At 40.7% G+C, this 25,685-nt stretch carries 22 protein-coding genes; 12 read left to right on the top strand and 10 right to left on the bottom strand.

The features are described from left to right. Nucleotides 1-79: 79 nt before the first annotated feature. On the top strand, nucleotides 80-1,240 hold the full coding sequence (locus tag R8N23_RS06965; protein WP_318170853.1) for a metallophosphoesterase: 1,161 nt from the start codon (nucleotides 80-82) through the stop codon (nucleotides 1,238-1,240). Nucleotides 1,241-1,399: 159 nt separating this feature from the next. Here the strand turns inward: R8N23_RS06965 and R8N23_RS06970 are convergent, their stop codons facing one another. Further along, nucleotides 1,400-3,094: an amidohydrolase gene (locus tag R8N23_RS06970; protein ID WP_318170854.1), complete on the bottom strand. Its 1,695-nt coding sequence runs from the start codon at nucleotides 3,092-3,094 to the stop codon at nucleotides 1,400-1,402. Nucleotides 3,095-3,197: 103 nt separating this feature from the next. Between R8N23_RS06970 and R8N23_RS06975 the strand changes: the two genes are divergently transcribed. Together R8N23_RS06975 and R8N23_RS06980 are read left to right on the top strand one after the other, a co-directional pair. Further along, complete coding sequence (locus R8N23_RS06975; protein WP_318170855.1) at nucleotides 3,198-3,740, top strand: cob(I)yrinic acid a,c-diamide adenosyltransferase; 543 nt, start codon at nucleotides 3,198-3,200, stop codon at nucleotides 3,738-3,740. A gap of 104 nt (nucleotides 3,741-3,844) precedes the next feature. Further along, nucleotides 3,845-4,903, top strand: coding sequence for a branched-chain amino acid aminotransferase (locus R8N23_RS06980; RefSeq protein ID WP_318170857.1), 1,059 nt, complete (start codon nucleotides 3,845-3,847; stop codon nucleotides 4,901-4,903). A 64-nt stretch (nucleotides 4,904-4,967) separates the two neighbouring features. Here R8N23_RS06980 and R8N23_RS06985 read toward each other — a convergent pair whose 3' ends face one another. Continuing rightward, nucleotides 4,968-5,399, bottom strand: a complete 432-nt coding sequence (locus R8N23_RS06985) for a hypothetical protein (RefSeq protein WP_318170858.1) — start codon at nucleotides 5,397-5,399, stop codon at nucleotides 4,968-4,970. Between the two features lie 92 nt (nucleotides 5,400-5,491). Between R8N23_RS06985 and R8N23_RS06990 the strand changes: the two genes are divergently transcribed. Beyond that, nucleotides 5,492-6,730 carry a DEAD/DEAH box helicase gene (locus R8N23_RS06990; RefSeq protein WP_318170859.1) on the top strand — a complete coding sequence of 413 codons (1,239 nt, stop codon included), beginning with the start codon at nucleotides 5,492-5,494 and terminating at the stop codon, nucleotides 6,728-6,730. Nucleotides 6,731-6,927: 197 nt separating this feature from the next. Here the strand turns inward: R8N23_RS06990 and R8N23_RS06995 are convergent, their stop codons facing one another. Continuing rightward, nucleotides 6,928-8,259 carry a gluconate:H+ symporter gene (locus R8N23_RS06995; RefSeq protein WP_318170860.1) on the bottom strand — a complete coding sequence of 444 codons (1,332 nt, stop codon included), beginning with the start codon at nucleotides 8,257-8,259 and terminating at the stop codon, nucleotides 6,928-6,930. After that, on the bottom strand, nucleotides 8,256-10,142 hold the full coding sequence (gene gndA, locus R8N23_RS07000; RefSeq protein ID WP_318170861.1) for an NADP-dependent phosphogluconate dehydrogenase: 1,887 nt from the start codon (nucleotides 10,140-10,142) through the stop codon (nucleotides 8,256-8,258). Before gndA ends, R8N23_RS06995 begins: the two co-directional genes overlap by 4 nt. 220 nt (nucleotides 10,143-10,362) lie before the next feature. Here gndA and R8N23_RS07005 point away from each other — a divergent pair, with 220 nt between their 5' ends. Genes R8N23_RS07005 through R8N23_RS07015 form a run of 3 tightly spaced genes read left to right on the top strand, consistent with a single transcriptional unit; the run spans nucleotide 10,363 to nucleotide 12,783 of the window. Continuing rightward, entirely contained in the window at nucleotides 10,363-11,505 is a 1,143-nt protein-coding gene (locus R8N23_RS07005) for a YHYH protein (RefSeq protein ID WP_318170862.1), read from the top strand. Between the two features lies 1 nt (nucleotide 11,506). Beyond that, on the top strand, nucleotides 11,507-12,127 hold the full coding sequence (locus tag R8N23_RS07010; protein ID WP_318170863.1) for a toxin-antitoxin system YwqK family antitoxin: 621 nt from the start codon (nucleotides 11,507-11,509) through the stop codon (nucleotides 12,125-12,127). Continuing rightward, on the top strand, nucleotides 12,124-12,783 hold the full coding sequence (locus tag R8N23_RS07015) for an SCO family protein (RefSeq protein ID WP_318170864.1): 660 nt from the start codon (nucleotides 12,124-12,126) through the stop codon (nucleotides 12,781-12,783). The genes R8N23_RS07010 and R8N23_RS07015 overlap by 4 nt, the downstream gene beginning before the upstream one ends. Nucleotides 12,784-12,799: 16 nt before the next feature. Here R8N23_RS07015 and R8N23_RS07020 read toward each other — a convergent pair whose 3' ends face one another. From R8N23_RS07020 to R8N23_RS07035, 4 genes are all read right to left on the bottom strand, one after another. After that, nucleotides 12,800-13,447: a hypothetical protein gene (locus tag R8N23_RS07020; RefSeq protein WP_318170865.1), complete on the bottom strand. Its 648-nt coding sequence runs from the start codon at nucleotides 13,445-13,447 to the stop codon at nucleotides 12,800-12,802. A gap of 331 nt (nucleotides 13,448-13,778) precedes the next feature. After that, on the bottom strand, nucleotides 13,779-14,537 hold the full coding sequence (locus R8N23_RS07025) for a hypothetical protein (protein WP_318170866.1): 759 nt from the start codon (nucleotides 14,535-14,537) through the stop codon (nucleotides 13,779-13,781). Nucleotides 14,538-14,546: 9 nt separating this feature from the next. After that, nucleotides 14,547-15,617 carry a M42 family metallopeptidase gene (locus R8N23_RS07030; protein WP_318173566.1) on the bottom strand — a complete coding sequence of 357 codons (1,071 nt, stop codon included), beginning with the start codon at nucleotides 15,615-15,617 and terminating at the stop codon, nucleotides 14,547-14,549. A 169-nt stretch (nucleotides 15,618-15,786) separates the two neighbouring features. Further along, nucleotides 15,787-17,343, bottom strand: a complete 1,557-nt coding sequence (locus R8N23_RS07035; RefSeq protein ID WP_318170867.1) for an acyl-CoA carboxylase subunit beta — start codon at nucleotides 17,341-17,343, stop codon at nucleotides 15,787-15,789. 120 nt (nucleotides 17,344-17,463) lie between these two features. Here R8N23_RS07035 and R8N23_RS07040 point away from each other — a divergent pair, with 120 nt between their 5' ends. Together R8N23_RS07040 and R8N23_RS07045 are read left to right on the top strand one after the other, a co-directional pair. Then, nucleotides 17,464-18,378, top strand: a complete 915-nt coding sequence (locus R8N23_RS07040) for an exopolyphosphatase (protein WP_318170868.1) — start codon at nucleotides 17,464-17,466, stop codon at nucleotides 18,376-18,378. A 9-nt stretch (nucleotides 18,379-18,387) separates the two neighbouring features. Further along, the gene (locus tag R8N23_RS07045) at nucleotides 18,388-19,455 is read left to right on the top strand and encodes an Ldh family oxidoreductase (protein WP_318170869.1); all 1,068 of its coding nucleotides are present in this window, start codon (nucleotides 18,388-18,390) and stop codon (nucleotides 19,453-19,455) included. On the opposite strand, the gene R8N23_RS07050 is transcribed toward R8N23_RS07045, so the two are convergent. Next, nucleotides 19,452-20,003, bottom strand: coding sequence for a hypothetical protein (locus tag R8N23_RS07050; protein WP_318170870.1), 552 nt, complete (start codon nucleotides 20,001-20,003; stop codon nucleotides 19,452-19,454). The two genes, R8N23_RS07045 and R8N23_RS07050, sit on opposite strands and share 4 nt — an antisense overlap. Before the next feature lie 35 nt (nucleotides 20,004-20,038). Further along, nucleotides 20,039-20,329, bottom strand: a complete 291-nt coding sequence (locus R8N23_RS07055; RefSeq protein WP_318170871.1) for a septum formation initiator family protein — start codon at nucleotides 20,327-20,329, stop codon at nucleotides 20,039-20,041. A 413-nt stretch (nucleotides 20,330-20,742) separates the two neighbouring features. On the opposite strand from R8N23_RS07055, the gene R8N23_RS07060 reads away from it, so the two are divergent. The 3 genes from R8N23_RS07060 to R8N23_RS07070 are packed head-to-tail and all read left to right on the top strand — an operon-like array spanning nucleotide 20,743 to nucleotide 25,680. After that, nucleotides 20,743-23,418, top strand: coding sequence for a TonB-dependent receptor (locus R8N23_RS07060; protein WP_318170872.1), 2,676 nt, complete (start codon nucleotides 20,743-20,745; stop codon nucleotides 23,416-23,418). A gap of 32 nt (nucleotides 23,419-23,450) precedes the next feature. Further along, nucleotides 23,451-24,560, top strand: coding sequence for a DUF4249 domain-containing protein (locus tag R8N23_RS07065; protein WP_318170873.1), 1,110 nt, complete (start codon nucleotides 23,451-23,453; stop codon nucleotides 24,558-24,560). A 10-nt stretch (nucleotides 24,561-24,570) separates the two neighbouring features. Next, the gene (locus R8N23_RS07070) at nucleotides 24,571-25,680 is read left to right on the top strand and encodes a DUF4249 domain-containing protein (RefSeq protein WP_318170874.1); all 1,110 of its coding nucleotides are present in this window, start codon (nucleotides 24,571-24,573) and stop codon (nucleotides 25,678-25,680) included. Nucleotides 25,681-25,685 lie beyond the last annotated feature (5 nt).

Below are 25,685 nucleotides of genomic sequence, written 5' to 3' on the forward strand. Positions count from 1 at the left end.
CAGATTGAGTTTTTTTATTATTTTTCTAATATTCTATTCGTTTCTCGACTACTACGTTTTTCAAGCCGTCAAAGTAGTTGTGAGCAATTTTTCCAATACGGGAAAATTATTAATCTATTCCCTTTATTGGTCGTTGACCATATTCTCCTTCGCGGCACTGGTGGTCTTTGGTAGCGTAGATCCTACGAAATATCACAACCTAAGAACCTTTCTAGCCACAGCGGTTTTTATGAACATTCTTGGGAAGCTTACTGCAGGCTTATTTGTATTTGCTGACGATATTGTGAGATTAGGAAAATATGCCTATCAGGGGTTGTTCCAAAATGGAGTTCCTAACCCTTCAACCGAAAACGGTATATCTCGTTCGGAATTTTTATCCAAGTCAGCCTTGGTGGCAGGAGCTCTACCAGTAGCAGCCATGAGCTACGGTATTTTGTCGGGGGCGTACGACTATAGAGTGAGACGGCGAACCATTACGCTTCCAAATCTACCCAAAGCATTCGATGGCATTAGAATTGCTCAGTTGTCCGACATCCATAGTGGAAGTTTTTATAATAAAACAGCCGTAAAAGGAGGAATTGATTTATTGAACGCGGAGAAGCCTGATCTCTTTTTATTTACAGGCGATTTGGTCAACAACGAATCGAAAGAAGTAAAAGATTACCTCGATATATTTTCCAAAGTAAAGGCAAGTGCGGGTAAGTATTCCATTTTAGGGAATCATGATTATGGTGACTATAAGGCTTGGGGATCGCAGCAGGCGAAGAAGAAGAACCTTGAGGAATTAGTGCAGTCTCATAAAGAGATGGGTTGGGATATATTGCTCAACGAATACCGATATGTAGAGGTGGATGGAGAAAGGTTAGCCATCATGGGTGTGGAAAACTGGGGAGCCAGAGGATTTGCCAAATATGGCGATCTAAATGAGACTGCAAAACATGTTGAGGCTGACACTAAAATATTATTATCTCACGATCCAAGTCATTGGGATGCTCAGATCCGACCAGACCATAGTGATATTGACCTTACACTTTCAGGGCATACACATGGATTTCAGTTTGGAATAGAAATAGGCAACTTCCGTTGGAGTCCCTCTCAATATTTGTATAAGCAGTGGGCTGATTTGTATACAGAAGGAAACCAACATCTGTATGTCAACAGAGGTTTTGGTTTTTTGGGTTACCCAGGGAGGGTTGGGATATTACCTGAGATAACTATATTGGAGTTGAAAAGAGCCTAGAAGATGGTTAAGGGCTTGTAGCAACTTAGCTGTTATGTAATCGAATGCTGCTTAGCATGAGAGTTGAGAATTGATCATTATTAAGAGCCCTTTGATTTTTGGTTGATAGATTTTAGGGATATTAAGCGAGTATTCATAAAAGAGGCTTCGGCCTCTTTTTTACTTTTGATACAGTACCTCACCATTGACAATGGTATACTCTACTTCAGTAGTAAGGATTTCCTTAGCATCGATTTTCATAATATCCTTTGAGAGTACAGTGAAATCTGCCAATTTTCCAATTTCAATTGTTCCTTTTATATCTTCTTCAAAGGCACCATAAGCATTGTTAATGGTGTAAGCCTGCAAGGCTTGTTTTCTATTCATTCGTTGATCGGGCTCATAGCCATTGTCTGGCTTGCCTTTTAGCGTTTGTCGTGTCACAGAGGCATAGAAACTCGCTAATGGATTGACTGGTTCTACAGGGGCATCCGTGCCATTCATGACATTAGCTCCTGTTGAGATCAGTTCCTGCCACATATAGGCACTCTCTACTATTCGTTTCTCTCCTAGTCGATCAATCGCCCATGGACGATCTGAACTCATGTGTATGGCTTGCATAGATGGGATTACACCTAATTGACCAAATCTTGGAATGTCATCTCCAGCAATATGTTGCGCATGCTCTATTCTGAATCTTGGGTTGGCTTGAGTTGAGTCAGATTTTAATACAATTTCGTACATGTCAAGTACTTCGCGATTTGCTCGATCACCAATGCAGTGCGTACAAATTTGGAAACCGTTTTTTGTGCCTTGTTCTGTCACTCGCATGATATAGTCGGCAGGGGTCAATCTCAGACCTTGTATTCCAGGTGCATCTTCATAGTCCTCAAGCAATAGTGCGCCTCGAGAACCGAGTGCTCCGTCGGCATATAGTTTGATAGCACGGATCGTTAGGAAGTTATTCCCCAAACCAATACGTGGACCAGATGCATACCAGTTATTCAACAGTTCTTCATCTAGACCATCAAGCATTACATAGAGCCTGATTTTCAACAACCTATTGTTTAGAAAGGATTCATAAAGGTCAATTGTTTTTTGCTTAGTTCCTGCATCATGAAAGCTGGTAATTCCATTTTTCAAACATTCCTCAATAGCCATGTTTAATATCTGAATTCTTCTTTCGTCAGAATCTTCCGGGATAACTCCTTCCAAGAGCAATTCAGCTGTTTCGTTTAGGATGCCTGTAGGATTACCTCCCAAATCTTTGAAAATAGTACCACCTTCTGGGTCCGGAGTATCTTGATTTATACCTGCCAACTCCATGGCCTTTTCATTAGCCAATACCATATGTCCGCTGGCATGGGAGAGCACTACTGGATTATTTGGAGAAATTTCCGATAGTTTATTGTGGGAGGGAAATCCATCTATCATGTTTTCGGGTAGAACGAACCATTTGTCCTGGTGCCAACCCCGGCCCAAAATCCATTCCCCATCTTCTGCTTCATCTACTTTGGCTTTTACCATTTCGATGATTTCATCATAGCTTTTGGTTTTCAACAAATTCAGGTTGATGAGATTTTCTCCTATTCCCATCAGATGACCATGGCCTTCAATAAAACCTGGGGTGAGCGTTTTTCCTTCAAGGTCAATAATTTGGGTGGTATCGGCTACCCATTGATTGGCATTTACATTATTACCTACATATACGATTTTACCGTCGGTTACCGCCAGCGCTTCGGCTTTAGGCTCTGTTTCATTTAGTGTATAAATGTTTCCATTAAAGAGAACCAAGTCAGCTTTTGGATGCTTATCTGCACAAGAAAACTGCAGACAGATAGCCACAAGGGCCAAGAGAAAATAGGTAGAGCGCATGGTGCTGCTTAAAAATTGAATTAATCAAACTGGTTAGAACATTAAGTTTACCATTTTTGTAGCTAATAATCAAAAAAATATTTGGCAACGGCAATACTCCATTATGAAGGTATACACAAAAACTGGCGACAAAGGAACTACAGGGCTTCTCGGGGGAACTCGAGTTTTAAAATCAGACTTGCGAATAGAGTCTTATGGTACCGTCGATGAGTTGAATAGTCATATGGGCATGGTGCGTGATCAAAAAGTAAATGAACCAATTGCTGATGAGTTGATACAAATTCAAAACACACTTTTTGTAATAGGTTCTCATTTGGCCTCTGACCCTGAGAAATCCAAAGTGGTCATACCTGATATAGCTAACGATTCTATAGAAAAGCTTGAAAAGGCCATCGATAGAATGGATGATGAATTGCCTGAAATGAGAAACTTTGTTTTACCAGGAGGACATGTATCTGTATCTGCAGGTCACATCGCGAGATGCGTTTGTAGAAGAGCAGAGCGCTTAGTTATTGGATTGTCAGAGCATACCGAAATACATGAAAATATTACGAAATACTTGAATCGACTTTCGGATTACCTGTTCGTACTTTGCCGATGGATGACCAAAGAATTGAATGCAGAAGAAGTGCCTTGGAAACCCTAAATTAATTATCTGGATTGTCGTTTCAAATTGTACTCTTGAGGTGCTTTCCATGACTATTTTAACTAAATTTGCGTTTCATTACCCAAAACAAAATAGCTTAACAAATGACTGAGACGGCAGAATTTGAAATCAAGAAGATCGAAAGATCCAGAATTAGTGAAGTTGACTTCAACAATATTCCATTTGGTAAAGTTTACGCGGATCATATGTTCGTGGCGGACTTCGAAGATGGTGAGTGGAAAAATATGAGAATTGAGCCCTATGGGGACCTAGCCATAAGCCCAGCTAATGCTACTTTGCATTATGGTCAGTCAGTATTCGAAGGCTTAAAAGCATATAAAAACAAGGAAGGCGAAATCTTGATTTTCAGACCAGAGGCTAATGCCAAAAGGATGATCATTAGTGCAGAACGCATGTGTATTCCTCCGATATCTGAGGAGTTTTTTATGTCTGCATTAAGCGCCTTGCTAAAAGTCGATAGTGCTTGGGTACCTGGTCAGGAAAACACTTCTCTATATATTAGACCCGTCGTATTTGCTGATGACCCTTATGTGGGAATCAGACCTTCAGAGACTTACAAATTTTTGATATTCACAGCGCCTGTTGGAGCCTACTATTCTGAACCTGTGAATGTGAAAATTGAAACTAAATACACCAGAGCGGTAGCTGGTGGTGTTGGATATGCTAAGACAGCTGGTAACTATGCCGCCTCTTTGTATCCGGCTTTGCAAGCGCAGAAAGAAGGCTATCATCAATTGATTTGGACCGATGGTCAAACCCATGAATTTGTAGAGGAAGCAGGTACAATGAACTTGTTGTTCTTGATGAACGATACTTTAGTGACAGCACCCACTGGCGATTCAATCCTGAATGGTATTACCAGAGACAGTGTCTTGACTCTGGCTAGAGACTGGGGCATGAAAGTGGAAGAAAAAAGACTAAGTGTCAAAGAATTGGAAGCTGCTTTGAAAGCCGGTGAAGTGAAAGAAGCTTTTGGTGCAGGTACAGCAGCAACTATCGCAAAAATCCATAAGATTGGATATAACGGTACGGACTATGTGCTTCCAGAAGAAAAGCCATTGGCTGATAAATTGTTTGACACATTGGACAAAATTAAGCTGGGCGAAATAGAGGATACCCATGGGTGGGTATATAAGGTGTAATCCTTATTTAGTCAAGAAATACTTGAATCCCGATTGCTTACTTAAGTAGTCGGGATTTTTCTTTTTAAAGCACCATGTCTATTTTTTGGTTATCATTTTCATCATCCCAAGCCATGGAGCTAATTTTCCATTCTCCTTTCATTTTTATAAACTGAAATGTTTTTAAGCCTTGAATGATGAAGGTTTTGTCATTGAGGGTTCCTGTTTTTTCGTATATGCAAAAGCGCTGAGCAATATTTCCAAATATGTCCGTTCTTTCTTGAATTTCATATTCGGAAAAATCGATTAGTGAGCCGTCGCTAAGAAGCTTTTTTCTGGGTGCAATAAAGGTTTTTAGATCATAAATTTCTGTCAATCCATCTACATTCTTAATGATAGTGGTTTGCGGAATACATAACTCATAAATATGATCCAATTTGGGTTTGCAATCATCCTTTGTCGTGAAAAGGTCGAAGAACTCTTTTATTATACGATCTATCTCAATTTTTGAATCCATGTACAGTTGTTTAGTACAATATTAAAAATTTAAATTGAGTGAAGTATCGCTCTTAAAGAATGTTGCCATTTCTTGAACTACCTTTGCACCCAATGAAATACGAAGCCTACAATATTAGCCCTGAATTGAAGCGAAATCTTGAGACCCAGGGATTTAAGCGACCCACAGATATTCAGTTTAAATCGATACCGGCGATATTGAAAGGCGAGGATGTATTGGCTATTGCACAAACTGGAACAGGAAAGACGGCTGCTTTCGCCATTCCTATTATTGATCGGTTGCAAAGATCAAAAAAACATAGAAGTGGAGATGCCATTCGATGCGTAGTGATGGTGCCAACAAGGGAGTTGGCGATACAAATCACCAGAGCATTTGATGAATTGTCGAAGGGTACCAAAGTACGTGCTATGAGTATTTTTGGTGGGGTAGAACAAGATCCTCAAATTGCTAAATTGGCCAAAGGAGTAGATGTGATTGTAACTACTCCGGGTAGAATGTTTGACTTAGTGAGCCAAGGGTTTATCCTATTGGATCAAGTAGAAACAGTAGTGCTGGACGAAGCGGATCATATGCTCAATTTGGGTTTTATTAAGGATATTCAAGATTTAATTAAGCATTTGCCCAAAAGACGACAAACGCTTTTTTTCTCTGCTACCATAGACGAGAAGATCAAAAAAGTAGCCTACTCATTGGTACACAAGCCAATCAGAATTCAAATTTCTCCGAAAGACCCAGTCTCAAAGAATGTCGAGCACGCTGTGGCATTCATCAAGATGGATGATAAACGATTTTTTTTGGAAAGATTGATCGGTGAGAATCCTGATAAGAAAATACTGGTTTTTGTAAGAACGAAGGTCCGAGCCGAACGAGTATTGGCTGCTATGACAAGAGTCAATATCGCTGGACAAACCATTCATGGTGACAAGGGTCAAGACGATCGTAATCGCGTAATGAGTGCTTTTCGAGCGGGTAGAAATAAGATACTTATAGCGACTGATGTTAGTGCCAGAGGGATAGATATCCCTAATGTGGATTTTGTAGTGAACTATGACATGCCGGATGAACCAGAAAACTACGTGCACCGAGTCGGACGAACGGGTCGAGGCAAGCAAAAGGGGCAGGCGGTGAGTTTCTGTAGCCCTGAAGAAAAACCTTTATTGAATGAAGTAGAAAAATATACACATACACCTATCCAGGTGATGGATATTGAATGGAATGCCTATCAGGATACGATTGATCTCACGGCAGATACAAACGACAACTGGAAGCAACTCATCAAAGAAGCTGAGGCCAATCCTCACAAGCCAAAGAAGAAAAAGAAAAAGCGATAATGCTTATTTGAGAAGTTCCAGGCTGACGGATCCTTGTATATAATAGAAAAGGGAAACGAGAGCGATCATGGCCATATATACCAAATCTTTTGTTGAGAAATCTTTCATAGCTGCTGATTTTATGAATTTCAAATATAGTATATTATCAATAATAAATTGCACTATACTGCTGTAGGAAAATTACCTAATTTTCAATTTTATACGAAATAAGCGAGTATAAGGGTGAAAATAAAACTTGAAATTCCCAAAAGCGTGGTCATCACGGTCCAAGATCTAAACGTCTGTTTGACCGATAATCCCAGATAACGGTTGATCAACCAAAAGCCACTATCATTCACATGTGAAAGAACCGTAGCTCCTGAGGCAATGGCAATCACCAAGAGAGCCAGTTGTGGTGAAGACAAGTTTGATGATGCTATTAGCGCAGCTGTCATTCCTGCCGAAGTAATCATGGCTACAGTAGCGGACCCTTGCACTATTCGCATAAGCGCAGCCATCACAAAGGCGAAAATAAACGGCGAAGATAAGTTGTCGGCAAAAGCATCAGCCAGCATTTGACCAGTGCCGGTATCCATCAATATTTGTTTGAATACACCTCCAGCACCTGTGAGTAGGATGATGATTCCAGCAGGTGCCAACGATTTGGTGCTCATTTCTGACAAGGCCTCTTTAGTAAACCCATTTTTGATCCCCATAAAATACCAAGCCAATAAATTCGCAATAATCAAAGCGGAGAACGGATGTCCAAAAAATTCTAACCAGCTTTTTAAGGCCCCGGATTCTAGCCAGGTTTTCGATATGGTATTTAATACTATCAAAAGGATAGGGATGGCAATGATGATTAGTACAGGAGCAAGCTTTGGATTATTTGATGTACTGTTTTCATTGTTTTCGATCGGAGGTGCAGCAATGAATGCTTGGGCTGCTAATCGCTTGGCGAGTAAGGGGCCACTAATAATGACCGCAGGAATGCCAATGATGAAACCAAACATAATCACTAAGCCCAAGTCAGCACCTAATATATCAGCCACAGCTACCGGTCCAGGCGTAGGAGGGATAAAGCTATGGGTAGCCGCCAGTCCCGCTAAAAGCGGTATGGCAAATAGATAAAGTGATTTACCGGATCTTCTTTGTAAAGAATAGATAAGTGGCACCAGGATGATAAAGGCCACATCAAAGAAAACAGGAATTGCCACTACGAATCCCGTGATGGTCATGGCCCAAGGAGCTTTTTCTTCTCCCATTTTATTGAGAAAGAAATTGGCCAATGCCCCAGCTGCCCCAGATTGTTCTAGTATCGCTCCGAAAATCGCACCGAGCCCTACCACCGTTGCTACAAAGCCCAAGGTATTTCCCATGCCTGTTTTTATGGAGTTCATAATAGTGGTTGGTTCCATGCCGGCCATTAAGCCTACAGCGATACTGGCCATAAGCAGCGCTAAAAATGCTTGAATCTTGAAATAAAGTATCAGAAAAAGCAGAATGCCTATGCCGGCAACTACAGCCAATATGAGTTGAATGTCTATCATGTCCATTCGGTATGAAATGATTCGGTCAATGGTTGATCCACACGCTTATAGGTATGTGCACCAAAATAGTCTCTTTGCGCTTGTAGCATATTTGCTGAAGATTGGCCATTCACATAACCCAGAAAGAAATTCATCGCGGAGGCTAATACTGGCACTGGATATCCAGAGGCCAATGCTTGTCCAACTACTTGAGCCAGACTGGCTTGTTGTTCACCAAGTGATTTGACTATCGCCGGGTGAAAGAGCAATCGATCAGTGTCCTTAAAAAAGTTAACCATGGCACTCATCAATTCAGATCGAATGATGCAGCCGTTGGTCCATATCCTAGAGATTTCGCTAAAGTCTAAGCTCCAGTCGTATTGGGTCGAGGCTTCTTTCATCATATCGAACCCTACCGCGTGATTCACAATACGAGCGGCCGAATATCCTTCCATCAACGCTTGAATAAAGCTGTCTAGGTCTTTGGATATCGGTTGTTTGATTTGACCATAAAGTTCATTGGCAGCTGTTCGTGTTTCTTTTTGTGCAGAGATGTTTCTGGCCATTACCGCATCCGCTATGGTATTCAAAGGCGAACCCAGTCGTATGGCCGCTTCGGTTGACCAGCCTCCAGTTCCCTTTTGTGAGGCGGCATCCAATATTTTATCAAGCAATAGCTCGCCGTTTTCTTCTTTCCGCAGAATGTTGATTGTGATCTCCAATAGGTAGCTATCCAAGCCTTTGGTTTTCCAATGCTCCAGTGTTTTGGCTATTTCTTCGGGTTGCATCCCTAGTCCATTTCGCATCAGTTCATACACTTCGGCCAAAAGCTGCATTTCGGCATATTCGATGCCGTTGTGAACCATTTTGATAAAGTGGCCAGAACCTTCCGGTCCTACATAAGTACAACAGGCTTTTCCGTTGGCGTCTTTGGCAGCAATATTCTCAAGAAATGGAGCGATTCTATTGTAGGCCGTTCTGCTTCCTCCAGGCATAATAGAAGGGCCCTTTCTAGCGCCTTCTTCTCCTCCTGAGATCCCTGTCCCAATAAAATTGATATCGTGCAAGGCTAAGGCTTGATCTCTACGATTCGTATCCAGATAATTAGAATTACCACCGTCAATGATCAAGTCATCAGGTCCTAGCAGTGGAGTTAGCTCGTCTATGATTGAGTCAACCGCAGTTCCTGCCTGCACCATTAACAGGATATTTCTGGGCGGTGCCATGGAGTCTACAAATTCTGATAGATCGTCAAATCCCTGAATATTCAACGCCGGATGTTTGGCTACAAAATTTTTGGCGATATCTTCTTCCTTGCCGGCCACGTGCCGGTTGAATACAGATAGCCGGACCTTATTGTTGGCCATATTAATAGCCAGGTTTTGGCCCATTACCCCCATGCCGATTATTCCAAATGCGGTTTTATTGCTCATTTTACTTAGTATTTCTTGTAATATTTTGTCTGGTGTTTGATCTATGCTGACCTGAATGGCACTATGGCATGCTTCCAAATCTTCAAATTGACTTTTTAATATAGAAGGGTCTAGAAAATGACCTTTTCGATGGCTAAGTCTCTTTTTGATCAGTTCAAAAGTTCCTGATAAATGTATAATGGTGAGTTGCTCGATAGGTATGGTAGACAATGTTTTCCTGTATTTTTCTTTCAGTGCAGAACAAGCTAAAACGGCTCCTCCATTCGCTTCCCAGGTTTTTATTTCTTTACCTAATATTTCTAGCCAGGGCTTTCGATCCGAGTCTGTCAAAGGTTGGCCAGACGAAAGTTTTTCAATGTTGCTTTCAGGATGAAAATCATCAGCATCAAAAAATGGGATAGCCATTTCTTTGGCCAGCAATTGACCGACCGTTGTCTTTCCCGTTCCAGATACCCCCATTACTATTATCATGATTCAAAGGTGAGAAAACTCAAAAGGTCTGCACCCTGCTAATTATTTCAAATAGCAGGGTTAAATATTTCAAGTAGGGTAAATGTAGAAGTGCTCGTTTTATATCTGAAAACCTAGAAACGAAGAAAATACTGCTTACTACGCTGTACAAAGTGGAACTACGGTTAACTTTGCTTTCGGTTGAAAGGTTTATTAACATTTTTTTATTAAAAAGTTTAAGATGAGAGGAAAGAAGAAATTTTTATCGGCCATTCTGTTTTCTATGATCGCAGTATTATTTGTGAGATGTACAGAAGAGGCCAAAGATGCTTTAGATGAATTGACGGACACGGATATTTTGGTGAAAGTATCTGCTACGCAAGATGGCTCTGAAGCTGGAAACTCAGTGAAGTTTAATGTGAGTTTGCAAGACGCTAGCGGAGACGCAGTGACCAATTCTACAGGCGCTGCATTAACTGCTACTGCTGCTTTTTCTGGTACCGCTACTGCAGCGGATTTTGATACTGATTTACCAAGTACAATTAGTATTGCAAATGGTTCATCCAACACAACTGTTGAATTGGCAGTGAAAGATGATTCGGATGTCGAAGGGGAGGAAACCCTTATTTTGACGCTAAGCGCGGCAAATGTAGGAGAAATCAGTATTGGAACAGCAACTGCAAAGGTTATTGATAATGATGAAGAAGTGCCTACTTCAACAACTGATATCAGTGTGCTGAAAGATCATTTCTATCATACGACAGCATTGACATTTGATATCGGTGAGGAGTTTATTACCATTACGGCGAAAGACTTGCCTGATCATAAAAGTATGTATTATGATGCAGAAAATGATTTGTATGAAGACTATGATGAGCCAAATAATAATGATTTCAAGAAGAACCCAAATACCATTGGTGAGCAAAACTTAGTATATAAAATTCCAAGATATCCAGCGGAAGCAAGTGTTAAAGAAACTACCCCTATGGGTTCAATGGGAGTTGCCATTAATAGTGTATCTATTTTCAATCAAGAAGCAGCTCCTGGTGATGATATTTTGGATGAATTGAATACGTTCGATCAGTATGAGGGGCACCCAGCAGGTACAGAGTATCACTATCATATTGAGCCAGTTTGGTTGACTCAGTTCAGAGCCAATGCAGACAATGAAGCCCTTGTTGGGATATTGCTAGATGGGTTTCCTGTGTATGGTACGCATGAGGATGGCGTTCAAGTGACTAATGATGATTTGAATGATTATCATGGACACTTTGGAGTAACTGACGATTTTCCAAATGGTATCTTTCATTACCACATCACGGATGATTTACCTTGGATCAATGGTGATGGTTTTTACGGGACTCCAGGGACGGTTACTAACTAAAATGAAATATTACTTATTGTTTTTTTTGGCAATGAGTGTAGTGGCTTGTGATTCATCTTTAGATGAATCACAAGCCACTAATTTGAAAGGACAAATCCCTAAAGTGGAATTGTTGGAAAGTGACTCTCGGTTGTCTCGTGCCAATGACGGTACTATTTATTTGGATACTACTGTTTATTATGGATATCTCATCAGTTTTTATTCAGATAGCACAATCAAATCCAAAAAGGCCTTTTACCAAGGAAAATTGGAAGGGGACTTTGTGTCGTATTATCCAAATGGTCAAATCTCCAGTCTAAGACCTTATCACCTTGGAGAAAAGCATGGAGAGCACTTGGGCTATTACAAAAATGGGCAGCTTCAGTTTCAATACTTCTTTGAACATGGTTTTGGTCAAGGGACACACAAAACATGGTATCCAAATGGAGACTTGAAGATGGAGATGAATTATGTGGATGGCAAGGAGAGAGGCCTTCAACGCGTATGGAGAGCAGACGGTAAAATGAGATCCAACTATGTCGTCAGAGAAAATGGGCGGAAATATGGAAAACTCGGGCTCAAGCGATGTGCAAAAATTGATAGTGAAACTGGGGATGTAGATCCTTACAAAGGAAATTTATGATAAAGTATTCAATGATTGTTATGGGATTGGTTGCGAGTATATGGAGCTGCTCATCATCTTCTGAGAAGAGGATGAATCCAGAGATTGCGTTGCCCTTTTATAGTGATGTGAATTTTACCCCAGAATGGATAGAAGCAGGGGATGCTAAGTATGACTCTATTCATACCATCAAGAATTTTTCATTTGTCAATCAAAAGGGTGACACGATCACCAACGAAACCTTCGATGGCAAAATCTACGTCACGAACTTCTTTTTCACGATTTGCCCTAACGTCTGTCCTCGGATGACTAAAAACCTCAAGAAGATTCAAGCTGAATTCGCTAGTGACGAATCTGTAAAAATCCTATCGCACACGGTGATGCCGTGGGTAGACTCTGTAGGCCGTTTGGCTGAATATGCACAGCTCAATGATATTGATGTCAATCAATGGCAGCTAGTCACCGGAGACAAATCTTCACTCTATGATATGGCAAGAAATGCCTACTTCGCAGATGAAGGATTCGGCAAGACTGTGACTACTGACGAAGATTTTCTGCATACCGAAAATATTATGCTAATTGATGCGAACAGACGGATTCGTGGCGTGTATAATGGGACCCTGCCCCTTGAAATGAAGCGGATGATTGAAGATATCTATACGCTGAAAAAAGAATAAGCGCTTTCGTTCGAGTTTACTCTAAGCCCTCAAAGAACTCTTTTAGGTAACTCTCAAGGAAAGGCAGCTCTATCATATCAGTGACTAGGAGAAACCCTAGAATCATAACAAGTCCAAATACTAAGAACAGAATACAACCCATTCTGCTGGAATTTTTGGCTGTAGACTTATCTATGTTTTGATAGCTGGCTACGGTCTCTGGCATTGCGTTTTCTTTGAGGAGTTTGGTGTCAAAGTAAACACCCCAAACGCGTTTGGCCAGATGGATTTCCACCAGGTCGCCAACGTTGAATTGATTATACACTTCCTCGCTGATCGATCTTTTTTGTTCTCCAAAATAGAAGTAGTAGGTGTAGGAGTTTCGACTGTTTTTGTTTGACTTGACGGTGTAGTGCTTGTTCGTAATCACGCCTTGCCAAATCTTTTTCTCGTTTTCTCTGAGATCCAACTTGAAAGCCCGATAGATCGTAACAAACGCAATGACAAAAAGCGTGTCAATCAAAAGCGTAAAAAAAACCAATCCCATTCCATAATTGACCACTGCCAGAATCACCAAAATAAATATCCCCATGGGGACAAGCAATTTAGATTTCTTCTCGAGCTTTTCTTGCTCGTCTTGACTCATCTGGGCAAAAGTGATTTTAAGAAGATTGGTTGGTTTCATTTATTATTAATTTCTGCTCATTATTTGCGGATCTGATCCGCCATCTACTCCGGCGCCATAGACAGATGCCGTAACGGGTCCGGCAATATTCGGATTAGGGTGTAATATTAGTTGATTTACTGATAGTCACGTCTGTCCTGTAGCTGTACGATGTACTGGTGGATTAACTCTATTACAAGGTTGATGTCTTAGCCCGCCCTAGTTGGTATTGTCACCAACTAGCCATCCTAGAGTTTTTAAACCACAATATCTTGGTCTTTTGACCAATTGAGCTGTTCACTGCCTTCTATTTGCTTTAGTTTGTTGGAGACAACTCCAGCAAAGGCAAGAGTTATTTGACTTTATTTACAGATACTTCATTGACTGTAATTCTACCTGACCCTCCTTGACAGTGTAGGTGAATTCTCATGGCGTTTGTTTCAGTTGCAATGAATTTAACGCCTATGGTTTCACCTTCTTCTGTGGGAATAGTGGGAGTGATTGGGTACTTAACAGACGAATTTCCACCTTTGGTGTCATGTAGCCATAACTGAAATTTCATAGTTGCATTTTTAGTGGCAGCAACTTGGCATGAGACTTCATATTTATTTCCATTGAATATACCATTTTTAAGATCATAGCAAGCTCCAAAAAAGTTGTTAGGGTCAATTAATTCTTCTGGTGCTGCTTCGAAAATCATTTTGTTGTCTTGAATCCTATTAGTCTTATTTGGATTTTTGGTTCCCCAATAGTTTAAACTCCAGGATGTCGGATTTGTAAAATTTTCTTTAAAAATTAATTCTTTCTTAATTTTTGCCAGAACAAGTCTATCTATCTTTCGATATATTGGAAATAAAAATGTAATAAAGACGATGGATCCAACAATTATGGAGGCCAAACTAACTTCGTAAGTTTGACTTAGAAGCTCGAATAATTTATCCCCAAAAACTTCATAGCCCATTCTTATTAGACGAACTAAAACCAGTAAAATACTTTCACCAAGTTTAGTAATTACTCCAGTCAGGATCAAGGCTGTAATTATACTCAGCCAGGAGGTTCCACGCTTTAGTTCAAAAGGAAGAAGTCTAATTAATGATTTCTTAATCCACACGACTTATATTTATTTTATATACCGATAATCCTCCCCATCCTTTAGCTGAACCAAGTACTGGTAGATCAATTCGATCACATGGTTGATGTCGTCGTAGTGCGCGGTTTCCACAGTAGTATGCATGTACTTCAGAGGTAAAGAAATCAAAGCAGAAGCCACGCCTTCATTAGAGTAGGCGAATGCATCCGTATCCGTGCCTGTGGCTCTGGAAGTAGCCGCGCGTTGGTACGGGATTTTGTTCTTTTCTGCCGTTTTGATGATGTCCGAAAGGAGGTTGTTTTGCACTGCTGGACCGAATGTGAGTACTGGGCCTTTGCCGGCCTTCTGATCACCACTGAGTTTCTTGTCGTACATCGGTGAGTGTGTATCGTGGCACACATCGGTGATTACCGCTACGTTGGGTTTGATACGAGCAGCCATCATTTCAGCACCACGGAGCCCGATTTCTTCTTGCACAGCATTTACTATGTATAGTCCAAATGGTAAGTCCACTTTGTTCTCTTTCAGTTTTCTAGCCACTTCAGCGATCATAAAACCGCCGATCCGATTGTCCAAAGCTCTTCCGCAAACGAACTTTTTGTTTAGGTCCATCAGTTCATCGTCGAAAGTGATCACACAGCCTACTTTTACGCCGAGCGCTTCGACTTCTTTCTTAGACTCACAGCCCAAGTCGATAAAAATATTGTCAAGCGCGGGTGCTTTCTCATTGTTGTCTTTTCGTACATGAATCGCTGGCCAGCCGAACACGCCTTTGACAATACCTTTCTCAGTAAAGATATTCACCCGTTTTGAAGGAGCGATCTGGTGATCAGATCCGCCATTACGAATGACATAGATATAACCGTTGTCGTCGATGTAGTTGACGAACCAGGAGATTTCATCTGCATGTGCTTCGATCACCACTTTGTAGTCCGCCTTTGGATTGATCACAGCCGCCACCGAACCGTAAGTGTCGGTGATGTAGTCATCTGTATAAGGTTTTACATAGTCCAACCAGATTTTCTGTCCCGAAGACTCAAATCCGGTAGGTGAGGCGTTGTTCAGGTATTCGTATAAAAACTTTTCGCTTTTTTTATTCATGTTCAAATCAATATCTATTAAGGCCATCCCGTTGTTGGTGAAGGAACTTCCTTATCTATGGCAGGTTATCTACCATTGATAAGAAGATTTCTCCGGTCGTTCCTCCCTTGCGAAATGACAGTCTAACCTAATAACCGTTGACTGTCGACTGAAGGCCATCGACTAATTCCTACAACGGAATATTTCCGTGCTTCTTTCGAGGCATGTTGCCCACTTTGTTTTCTAGCATACCGAACGCAGAAATCAACTTCTTTCTGGTATTGTGCGGTAGGATCACTTCATCCACATAGCCACGAGCTGCCGCGATATATGGGTTGGCAAATTTCTCTGTGTATTCGTCTACCTTTTCGTCCAGTTTCGCTTGCGGATCGTCTGCCGCTTTGATTTCATTTTTGAAAATGATTTCAGCAGCCCCCTTGGCACCCATTACCGCGATTTCCGCTGTTGGCCAAGCGTAGTTCATATCCGCTCCGATGTGCTTGGAGTTCATCACGTCATAGGCTCCACCGTAGGCTTTTCTGGTGATCACCGTAATCCTCGGAACAGTAGCTTCGCTAAAAGCATACAGGAGTTTGGCGCCATTCATAATGATGGCATTCCATTCCTGATCTGTACCAGGCAAGAATCCTGGTACATCTTCCAATACCAAAAGCGGAATATTGAAACAATCGCAAAATCTTACGAATCTCGCTCCTTTCACACTGGCGTCATTGTCTAAAACTCCAGCCAAACTCGCTGGCTGGTTAGCCACAATACCGATGCTTCTACCACCCAGTCGAGCAAAGCCGACTACAATATTTTCTGCATAGTTTTTATGCACCTCGAAGAAATCTCCTCCGTCTACAATACCTTCAATCACCTCTTTGATGTCATAAGGTTGATTAGGGTTGGTTGGGACAATTTCGTCCAATTGCTTTCTTACTTCATCACCCGCCTCATAAGGAAGCATTTCTGGCGTTTCCTCGCAGTTTTGAGGAATGAAACTCAACAGTCTTTTAATATTTTTAATGCACTCCACTTCATTGGCGCAAGAGAAATGAGTGACACCACTCTTTGTGCTGTGGGTACTGGCTCCTCCAAGCTCTTCTGCCGTTACATCTTCTTGGGTCACTGTTTTCACTACGTTCGGACCGGTCACAAACATGTAGGAAGTATTTTCTACCATCATGATAAAATCGGTGATGGCTGGAGAGTATACCGCTCCACCAGCACAAGGACCCATAATCGCAGAGATCTGTGGAACCACTCCAGAGGCCAACGTATTCCTGTAAAAGATGTCCGCATAGCCACCCAGGGAAACTACGCCTTCTTGAATCCTTGCTCCGCCAGAGTCATTCAAGCCGATGACAGGCGCGCCATTTTGCATGGCCAGATCCATGATTTTCACAATCTTCTCGGCATAGGTTTCGGAAAGCGAACCGCCAAATACAGTAAAGTCCTGGCTGAAAACGTACACCAAACGACCATTGACTTGACCGTAACCTGTGACTACTCCATCGCCCAAAATCTTTTGCTTGTCCAATCCAAAATCTGTCGCTCTATGAGTAACGAACTTTCCAATCTCTTCAAAAGTACCCTCATCTATGAGGAGTTCGATTCGCTCGCGAGCGGTTAGTTTTCCTTTTTTGTGTTGGGACTCAATTCTTTTCTCACCGCCACCAAGTAGGGCTTCTTGATTGAGTTTTTCTAAGTATTGGATTTTTTCTTCTGAAGATTTAAAATTCATTTCGACTTGGGTTATTAGTTCGGCTCAAATATAGGCATTGGCGTAAATATGACCGTAGGTTTTTTGTCCCAATTGGGTTCTCATTTTTATTCATAAATTAGCGGAATTTTAAAAATCAGTATGAGAGTAGGAATTATTGACATAGGGACGAACACTTTTCATTTGCTTATAGCAGATCGCACTCGAGATATGAAAATCCTTCATAAGGAGAAGGTGGCTGTCCGTTTAGGCAAAGGGGGGATCAGCAACAATGTCATTCAGCCAGATGCCATGGAACGTGCAGTGGTTACGCTCACTGATTTTGCTCAAAAAATGAAGAATGAAGTGGTAGATGAAATTATCGTGTCTGCTACTAGTGCAGTAAGAAATGCTGGTAATCAACAAGAATTTGTTGATTTGATCAAGGAAAAAGTAGGACTGGAAATTCGTGTGCTATCAGGAGAGGAGGAAGCTGCCTTGATTCATAAAGGAGTGAGTGAGTACATCGACTTTGGTGAAGAGACGGGTTTGATTATGGACATCGGTGGCGGAAGCATTGAGTTTATACTAGCCAATAAGAGCGAAGTCAAGTGGTTGAAGAGTTATGAACTTGGCGGACAGCGATTGATAGATCAGTTTCATCACACTGATCCAATTTCAAATGATGAAAAAGATAAATTAACTTCTTATCTCGTAGAAAATCTGGGTGAAGTAATTAGTCAGTGCAAAAAGCATAAAGCGGCCTATTTGATTGGTTCATCTGGTTCTTTTGATACGCTTTGGGATATTCATGCAAGAATACCTGGAGCCAGACCTATGCAAAAACCAATTTTGTACAAAGACTATTTTGAAGAAATTCATGAAGAACTCATGGTGTTGAATAGAGAAGAACGACTAGCGATACCAGGTATGATTCCCATGCGGGTGGATATGATTGTATCTGCTTCGGTGGCTATCAAAGTCATGATGGATCATTGCCATTTTGATCAAATAAAAGTTTCGCCATTTGCACTAAAAGAGGGGCTCTTGTATCACGGTTTACCAAAAAGAAAATAAATTCGCCATATGTACAGCTATCAGAGATTATTTGACTTTGCCAAGCAAGTCTTCGTGTCCATGGGGCATACAGAAAAAATGGCCGATACTGCCGCTACTGTATTAGTGAGTGCCGATATGCGCGGGGTGGATTCTCATGGTATCGCACGGCTCAAAGGTTATGTGAGATTGTGGGAAGTCAAGCGTATCAATGCCAAGCCTATTTTTCAAATTGAACATGAAACGCCTTCTACCGCAGTTTTAAATGCGGATGAATCCTTGGGCCTGATCTCAGGCCCAGAGGCCATGAAGATTGCCATGATCAAGGCCAAAAGTGTAGGGACAGGCTGGGTGTCGGTAAAGAATTCTAATCACTATGGTATTGCTGGCTATCATGCCATGATGGCTTTGGAGCAGGATATGATTGGTATCTCCATGACCAATGCAAGTCCTTTGGTAGCTCCGACTTTTTCTAAAGAAAGATTGTTGGGTACCAATCCAATAGCTGTGGCGATTCCTGCTGGAAAGCAACCACCATTTGTAGCTGACATGGCTACCACCACGGCTGCCAACGGTAAGTTGGAAATTCTACAAAGAAAAGAAGAAGATGCACCACTAGGTTGGGTACAAGATCAAGAAGGAAACCCAACCACCAATGCCAATGGCGTGAAAGAGGGTGGAGCCTTATTGCCGCTGGGAGGAGATAGAGAACACGCTTCGCACAAGGGTTATATCTTGGGTTCTATAGTAGATATTTTTTCTGCGGTACTTTCTGGGGCTAACTATGGCCCTTGGGTGCCGCCGTTTGTCAGCTTTATTGATCCGGTGTCTGATCCTGTTGGAGAAGGATTAGGTCATTTCTTTGGGGCCATGCGAATTGATGCTTTCAGAAAGGCAGATGAATTCAAAGATCACATGGATACCTGGATCGAAAGATTTAGATCATCTACGCCTATTGATGCAGAAAATCCAGTTCAAATTCCTGGTGATTATGAAAGGAATATGGAAGCTACTCGCAGTAAAGAGGGTATACCTTTGCTTGATCCAGTGGTGCAGGATCTCAACGAACTAGCAGAAAAGTTTAAGCTGAAGTTTTAAAAGCCAATTCCTACATTCATGCCTATGACCCAAGGACTGTCATATCTGCCGTTGTCCCCTCCGTCTGAATAGAGTACGTTGTACAACGCATAGAAATTTAAAAAGCCTTTTCCCCCCATGGGTTGTGAAACTCCAGCACCCAATAAAAAAGTATCGTATGTAGCTCGCCCACCTTCAACTAAATCTAAGAAGAAGATTTCATATTGCGCCATTACAAAAAATGGCTTGTAAACGACATATTGCGTATAGAAGTTTATCCCATAATCGTTAAAAGATTGATTAATCGGTTCTTTATATTTGAAATATTGGTAGGTAAGTCCAATTCCAGCATTCCACTTTTCTGTAATCCTATACCCAACCTGTCCACTTATGTTGACCCAAACTTGTCTGTCGCTGATACCAAACCCTCCAAGCCCACCGCCAACGTAAACTTTGTCGATCCAGGCAGGTCTATCGTTTCCAAGTGCATTTCCATAATTTTCCTGGGCTGAACTTTCAGTAATGTAAAGGACACCAAAGAGCACAAGTAGAATTAATCTTTTTGTCATTCGTTTAGGATTTAATAAAAGATAAAAAAGGAATTTTAGTCTTCAACAACTACAAACAAATCTTCCCCATCTTTTTTCATGTAGTATTTTTCACGAGCAAAGCGCTCTAAAAGTTCCATGTCGTTGATCAGCGCTTCTCTGTCGGCATTTACCTCTTCAATTTTTTGCAGATAGTATTTCTCCTGGTTTTCTAATTCTTCTACTTTTTGACCAAGTTGATACTGAGAGTAAAAATCATTGGTATCGAAGAATAGCATCCATACTATGAAGGCTAGCCCAGAAAGGAAGTAAAAATTTTTGGTGATGTGCAGAGATTTTTTAAACATACCTATTTAAGTATACTGTAAAGTAAAAAATGAATCGCCCAATTGCCAAATAATCGCTATCATATTATTTATATCAGTTTCTGGTAAGGCTACACATGATAAGTCAAATGCAAATGTCCGCACGCGACATTTGGGTTGAAATTAATATCAATCATTAGCTCTTACTTTTCATGAGGATATTTTTGTGAAAGCTGAGGTAGAATTAATTTCAAGAAGGAAGCATTTCTTTAGAATAATGTTCTGCATTTAGCATACATTTTGACCGCCAACTAACAGAAAATACTGCCGATTATCTAAATATGATACCATTAATAATTCCGTGTAAAAATTAACCTTGTTTGTCGGGGGCATTACATTCAATCTCGCTATTCTTGCGACGTTTATAAACATTAATTCAACCTTTCATTACTTCAATGAGCATCTCCAAGTTTCTATTTTTTGTCATCATTTATTGTGCTCCGTTTATCGTATTTGCGCAAGATGATATTCGGTTGAGTCGATCCTATCAGGGTATGAGTCTTTTAAGTGCAATGGACTCTATAAAATCAGAGACTAAAACCAAAATATTTTACAATCCAGAATGGGTAAAAGACCGAAACGTGTCTGTTTCAGGGCAAGGTTTGACCATTACTGAATTTTTGAATAAAAATCTGGAAGAGAGTGGTTTGAAAACGGTATCCTACCATGGTGCAATAGTTTTTGTGGCAAACAACCCTGAACTGTATCAGATTGAATCTTCCGCAGATGAGAGTTTGATAGTTATAGGAGATAAAAACTCAAAACTTAACGAAGTAGTAACGGTATCAGGTAAAATAACTGATGGAGGTAATGATGAGCCACTCATCGGCGCAAGGGTGTATATAAGCTCTCTCAATATTGGAACAGTAACCGACTTTAATGGAAACTATAGCTTAAGAGTTCCGGTGGGAAAATATACGATTGACTACAGTTCTATAAGTTATGAGGGTAAGCCGATGGAAGTAATCATCAAATCGGAAGGTCAGCTAGACGTCAGCTTGTTTTCGGGATCTCTACAGTTGGATGAGTTAGTGATCACAGCAGATGGGCAGGATGCCAATGTCCAGCAAAGGGTGTCTGGTCTTGAAAATATGAACATTGAAACGATCAAGCAGCTGCCTACTTTTATGGGTGAGGTGGATCCAGTAAAGAGTTTGACAACCATGCCGGGAATTTCTACCACTGGGGAGTTGTCATCTGGATTTAATGTTAGAGGAGGAGAAACCGGCCAAAACCTGATCGTTCAAGACGGAGCGGTTATATACAATCCCACCCACTTATTTGGTTTTTATAGCGCATTCAATTCTGACATGGTGAATGAAGTAAATCTCTACAAAGGAGGAGGGCCAGCCAACTTCGGTGGTCGTATTTCATCTGTATTGGATATCAAATTACGACACGGGGACGACGAGAAATATGAAATTAATGGTGGTGTAGGTCTAGTGTCGAGCAGATTGACAGCAGAAGGACCTATCCTAAAGAATAAGGCTTCCTTTTTGATTGGTGGCCGTACTTCGTATACGAATTGGCTGCTTCATAGAATTAAGAACATTGAACTTCAAAGCAGCGAAGCTGCCTTCTATGATGTAAATGCCAAACTCTTATATCGAGTGAGTGATAAGGATTACATCACCGGATCATTCTACCTCAGTCATGATGATTTTAATTTTGCTGGTGAGGCTCAATACGATTGGGGAACCAAAAATTTCAGTCTGGAATGGAATCATGTGTTTGGAAATAAAACACTTTCTACTCTTTGGCTAACAACTAGTAACTACAATGTAGATTCAAAAAATTTGGAAGAAGAAGTGGAGGCTTTCCAATTTGAAAACGGAATTCAGAATTTCTCCGCTAAATACGAATTTTTATACAAGATGCATCCTAAAAATTCTCTGACCTTAGGTGCAGAATACAACAACCATAACATTAGGCCTGGAGAACTATCACCCTTCGGTGAAAACTCAAACGCTGAGTATGTAAAAATGAGTGATCAGCACGCGCATGAAATCGCCATTTTTGCTCAGGATGATTGGGATCTTGGTGCTCGATTGGCATTGTCTGCTGGAATGCGATTGTCAAGTTTTATCAGAACAGGTCCAGATACAGAGTATATTTTTGATGAAGGAGCAAATGTGGTACGAGAACCTCAAGTCCTTGATTCTGTAAGCTATGGTAGCGGCGAAGTAATAAAGACTTTTTATGGTTTAGAACCGAGGCTTTCTTTGAGATATCTATTGACGACCAATTCGTCGCTGAAATTTAGCTATTACCGTACGTTTCAATACTTACACTTGATTTCGAATACGGTATCGGCTACTCCTCAGGATTATTATTTGGCAAGTGGTACTAATCTTGATCCGCAGTATGCAGATCAATGGTCAGTTGGCTATTTCAGAAACCTTCAAAACAATGCATATCAGATTTCCGCAGAGGGGTATTATAAGGATATAAAAAACTCTTTGGACTTTTTAGAAGGTGCTGAAATCATAGGTAACAAGCAGTTGGAAGGAAGTATTGTACAAGGAGTTGGCAGAACTTACGGACTGGAACTTCAAGTCAAGAAAAACACGGGAAGACTTAATGGCTGGATTTCTTATACCTACTCCCGAAGTTTGAAACGCTTCAGTGGCGAATATGAATATCAAACAATAAACAATGGTGAGTACTATAGCGCCAACAATGATAAGCCGCATGACTTGTCTATGGTTTTGAACTATAAGTTGGGAGGTAGAGCGGTTCTGTCAGCAAACTTTAGTTACAGCACGGGACGTCCAATTACAGTTCCAGTTTCTAAGTTTTCTTTTGATAGACAACTGGCGGTGTTGAACTACTCAGATAGAAACGAGTACCGGATCCCTGATTATCACCGCCTGGACTTGTCGCTTACCATCAAGCCTAGTTTGAGAAGAGATAAATTGATTAATGGTGAATGGGTATTTTCGATATTTAATGTGTACTCTCGAAAAAATGCCTACTCCATATATTTTACCAAATCTGGGTTTGCTAAGAAGCTGTCCATTATGGGCTCAATTTTCCCTTCTGTTACTTACAATTTTAAACTGTCTAAGTGAGTATGAAATTTCAAGGCAGGGTTTTAATTAATATGAAAGACACCATCAAAAAACTGAGCTTAATCGCTATTGTAATCTGCAATATTTCGTGTGTTGAAGATTTTCAATTTGATGTGCCTTCGGATGGCAGAGGAATTGTGGTGGAAGGATATATTTCCAACTTATCTTTTCAAGATCAGTTGGCGTATCCAAAAGATCCTCAAATTTTTGAATTAAGTCTTAGACACATATCTGATGTAACCAATGTCAGAGACGAACCCGTGTTGGGCGCTCAAATAGAACTACATGGATCGTCAGGCGAAGTGTATGATTATGCTGAAATTGGAGAAGGAAGATACGGGCTATTCTATGGGAATGTGAAAGCAATAACAGGGCTGGAATATCAAATTGTGATTACTCTAGAGGACGGTACAATGATTGAATCCGAAATGGCAGGATTGCCTGAAAGTTCTCCCGTTGGTGAATTGTACGTTGAGGAAGCAAAGAAGTCTGTGTATGAATATAGAAGGGAGGAGTTGATCATTTCGGAGAAGGATGGTATTAACCTTAAAATCAAAACGACCCCCAACAACTCAGGAACTCCTTACTACTATAAATGGGACTTTTACACGACGTTCATTAAAACGGCCTTTTTGGCTTCAAACAACAGCCCGTTTAGGTATTGCTGGACAAGTTCGATTTACTACTACAAAGACTATAAGTTGCTAGAAGATATTAAAGGGGACGCTCCGAGTAACATGTTATTCTTGGAAACAGACAATTCTCATTTGAACGAAGGTTTTTCAGTGTTGATAAGACAAATGAAGATGTCCAAGGGTTATTATCAGTTTATGAAAGACCTACAGGTTCAAGGAGATCAAAGTGAATTATTTGCAAAGCCACCGTTCAATTTGGTTTCGAACTTGCATTCTGAGGACATAGATGTTTTTGGATATTTTGGTGTGGTGAGTGAAGACTATAAGAGATGGTACTTTGATAAAGATGAAGTTTCAAATTATGGTGGTTATAAAGAGGGGTGTGTTTTTGAGGATGTACCTCCACCATATCCGGCTTCCTGTTTTAATTGCCTAGAGTACTCTTATGACGGCCCTGTGTCGAATCAAGCACCAAGTTGGTGGGATACACGCTATTCACCTAGATAAACATGAAGTAATGAATAGATTCCGGCTAACCATTCCTATTATAATTTTCTTAATTCTTAGTGCTTGCATCGAGGATTTTGAATTTGATGGAATTTCTGCAGGAGAAGGAATAGTAGTAGAGGGTTTTATTTCCAATCAGTCTTACAATAATCTGTTGTCATTACCGCTCTCACCTAGATATTTTACGCTTAAACTATCTAATGTGGGTGAAGTGGAAAATGTGAGAAATGAGCCTGTACTAGGTGCGAAAATTGAGTTGCATCAAGACAATAGTGTGGTATACGACTATGCAGAAATAGAAGGTGGTGAATATGGGCTATTTTATGAGACGTTTAGGGCTGAGCCTGGTTCCGAGTATCATCTGGAAATCACTTTGGCAGATGGAAGGAAGATCGTATCAGAAATTCAAACTTTGGAAAGAGAAATGGATATGGGTACATTTTCACTTGAAGAGGGTATAAATGTGGATTATGAGAATATTCGTGGAGAAGTGAGTATTGCTGAGCAGGAGGGAATATATTTTTATGTTACCACACCGGCCAATGAAACGGAGGAGCCGATCTATTACAAATGGGACTTGAGTATTACCTGGATCTTTAGTGCAGATCTTTTAGAAGATAACCATCCATTAAAATTTTGCTGGGCTACATCTGAAAACTACTATCAGCAGTTTCAATTGCTGGAAGACTACAAAGGAGGTGTCCAAAATGAGTTGTTTTTTTTGAAAACAAAAAACTCAAGATTGAACCATGGTTTTTCGGTGTTGGTACGACAAATGGGAATGTCTCCCGATTATCATCTTTTTTACAAGGAAGTCCAAAAGCAATTGGATCAAAGTGAATTATTTGCAACACCTCCTTATAACATCAAATCGAACCTTTCCTCAGGAGATATAGAAGTGTTTGGCTACTTCGGAGTGGTGAATGAAGACTTTGGTAGGTGGTATTTTGATAAAGATAAAATTGACAATTACGGTGGCTGGGTAGACGATTTATGTGAGTTTGGACCTCCATGGGCTGCTTATTGTTTTGATTGTCGTGAATGGACCTATGATGATAGGCCAGTCACCTCTTATATGCCAGATTGGTGGGACCCGATCTATTTCAACAAAAATCCTTAATGAAT

Origin of the sequence: Reichenbachiella sp., from assembly GCF_033344935.1 — a bacterium.
Classification (GTDB): Bacteria; Bacteroidota; Bacteroidia; order Cytophagales; family Cyclobacteriaceae; genus Reichenbachiella.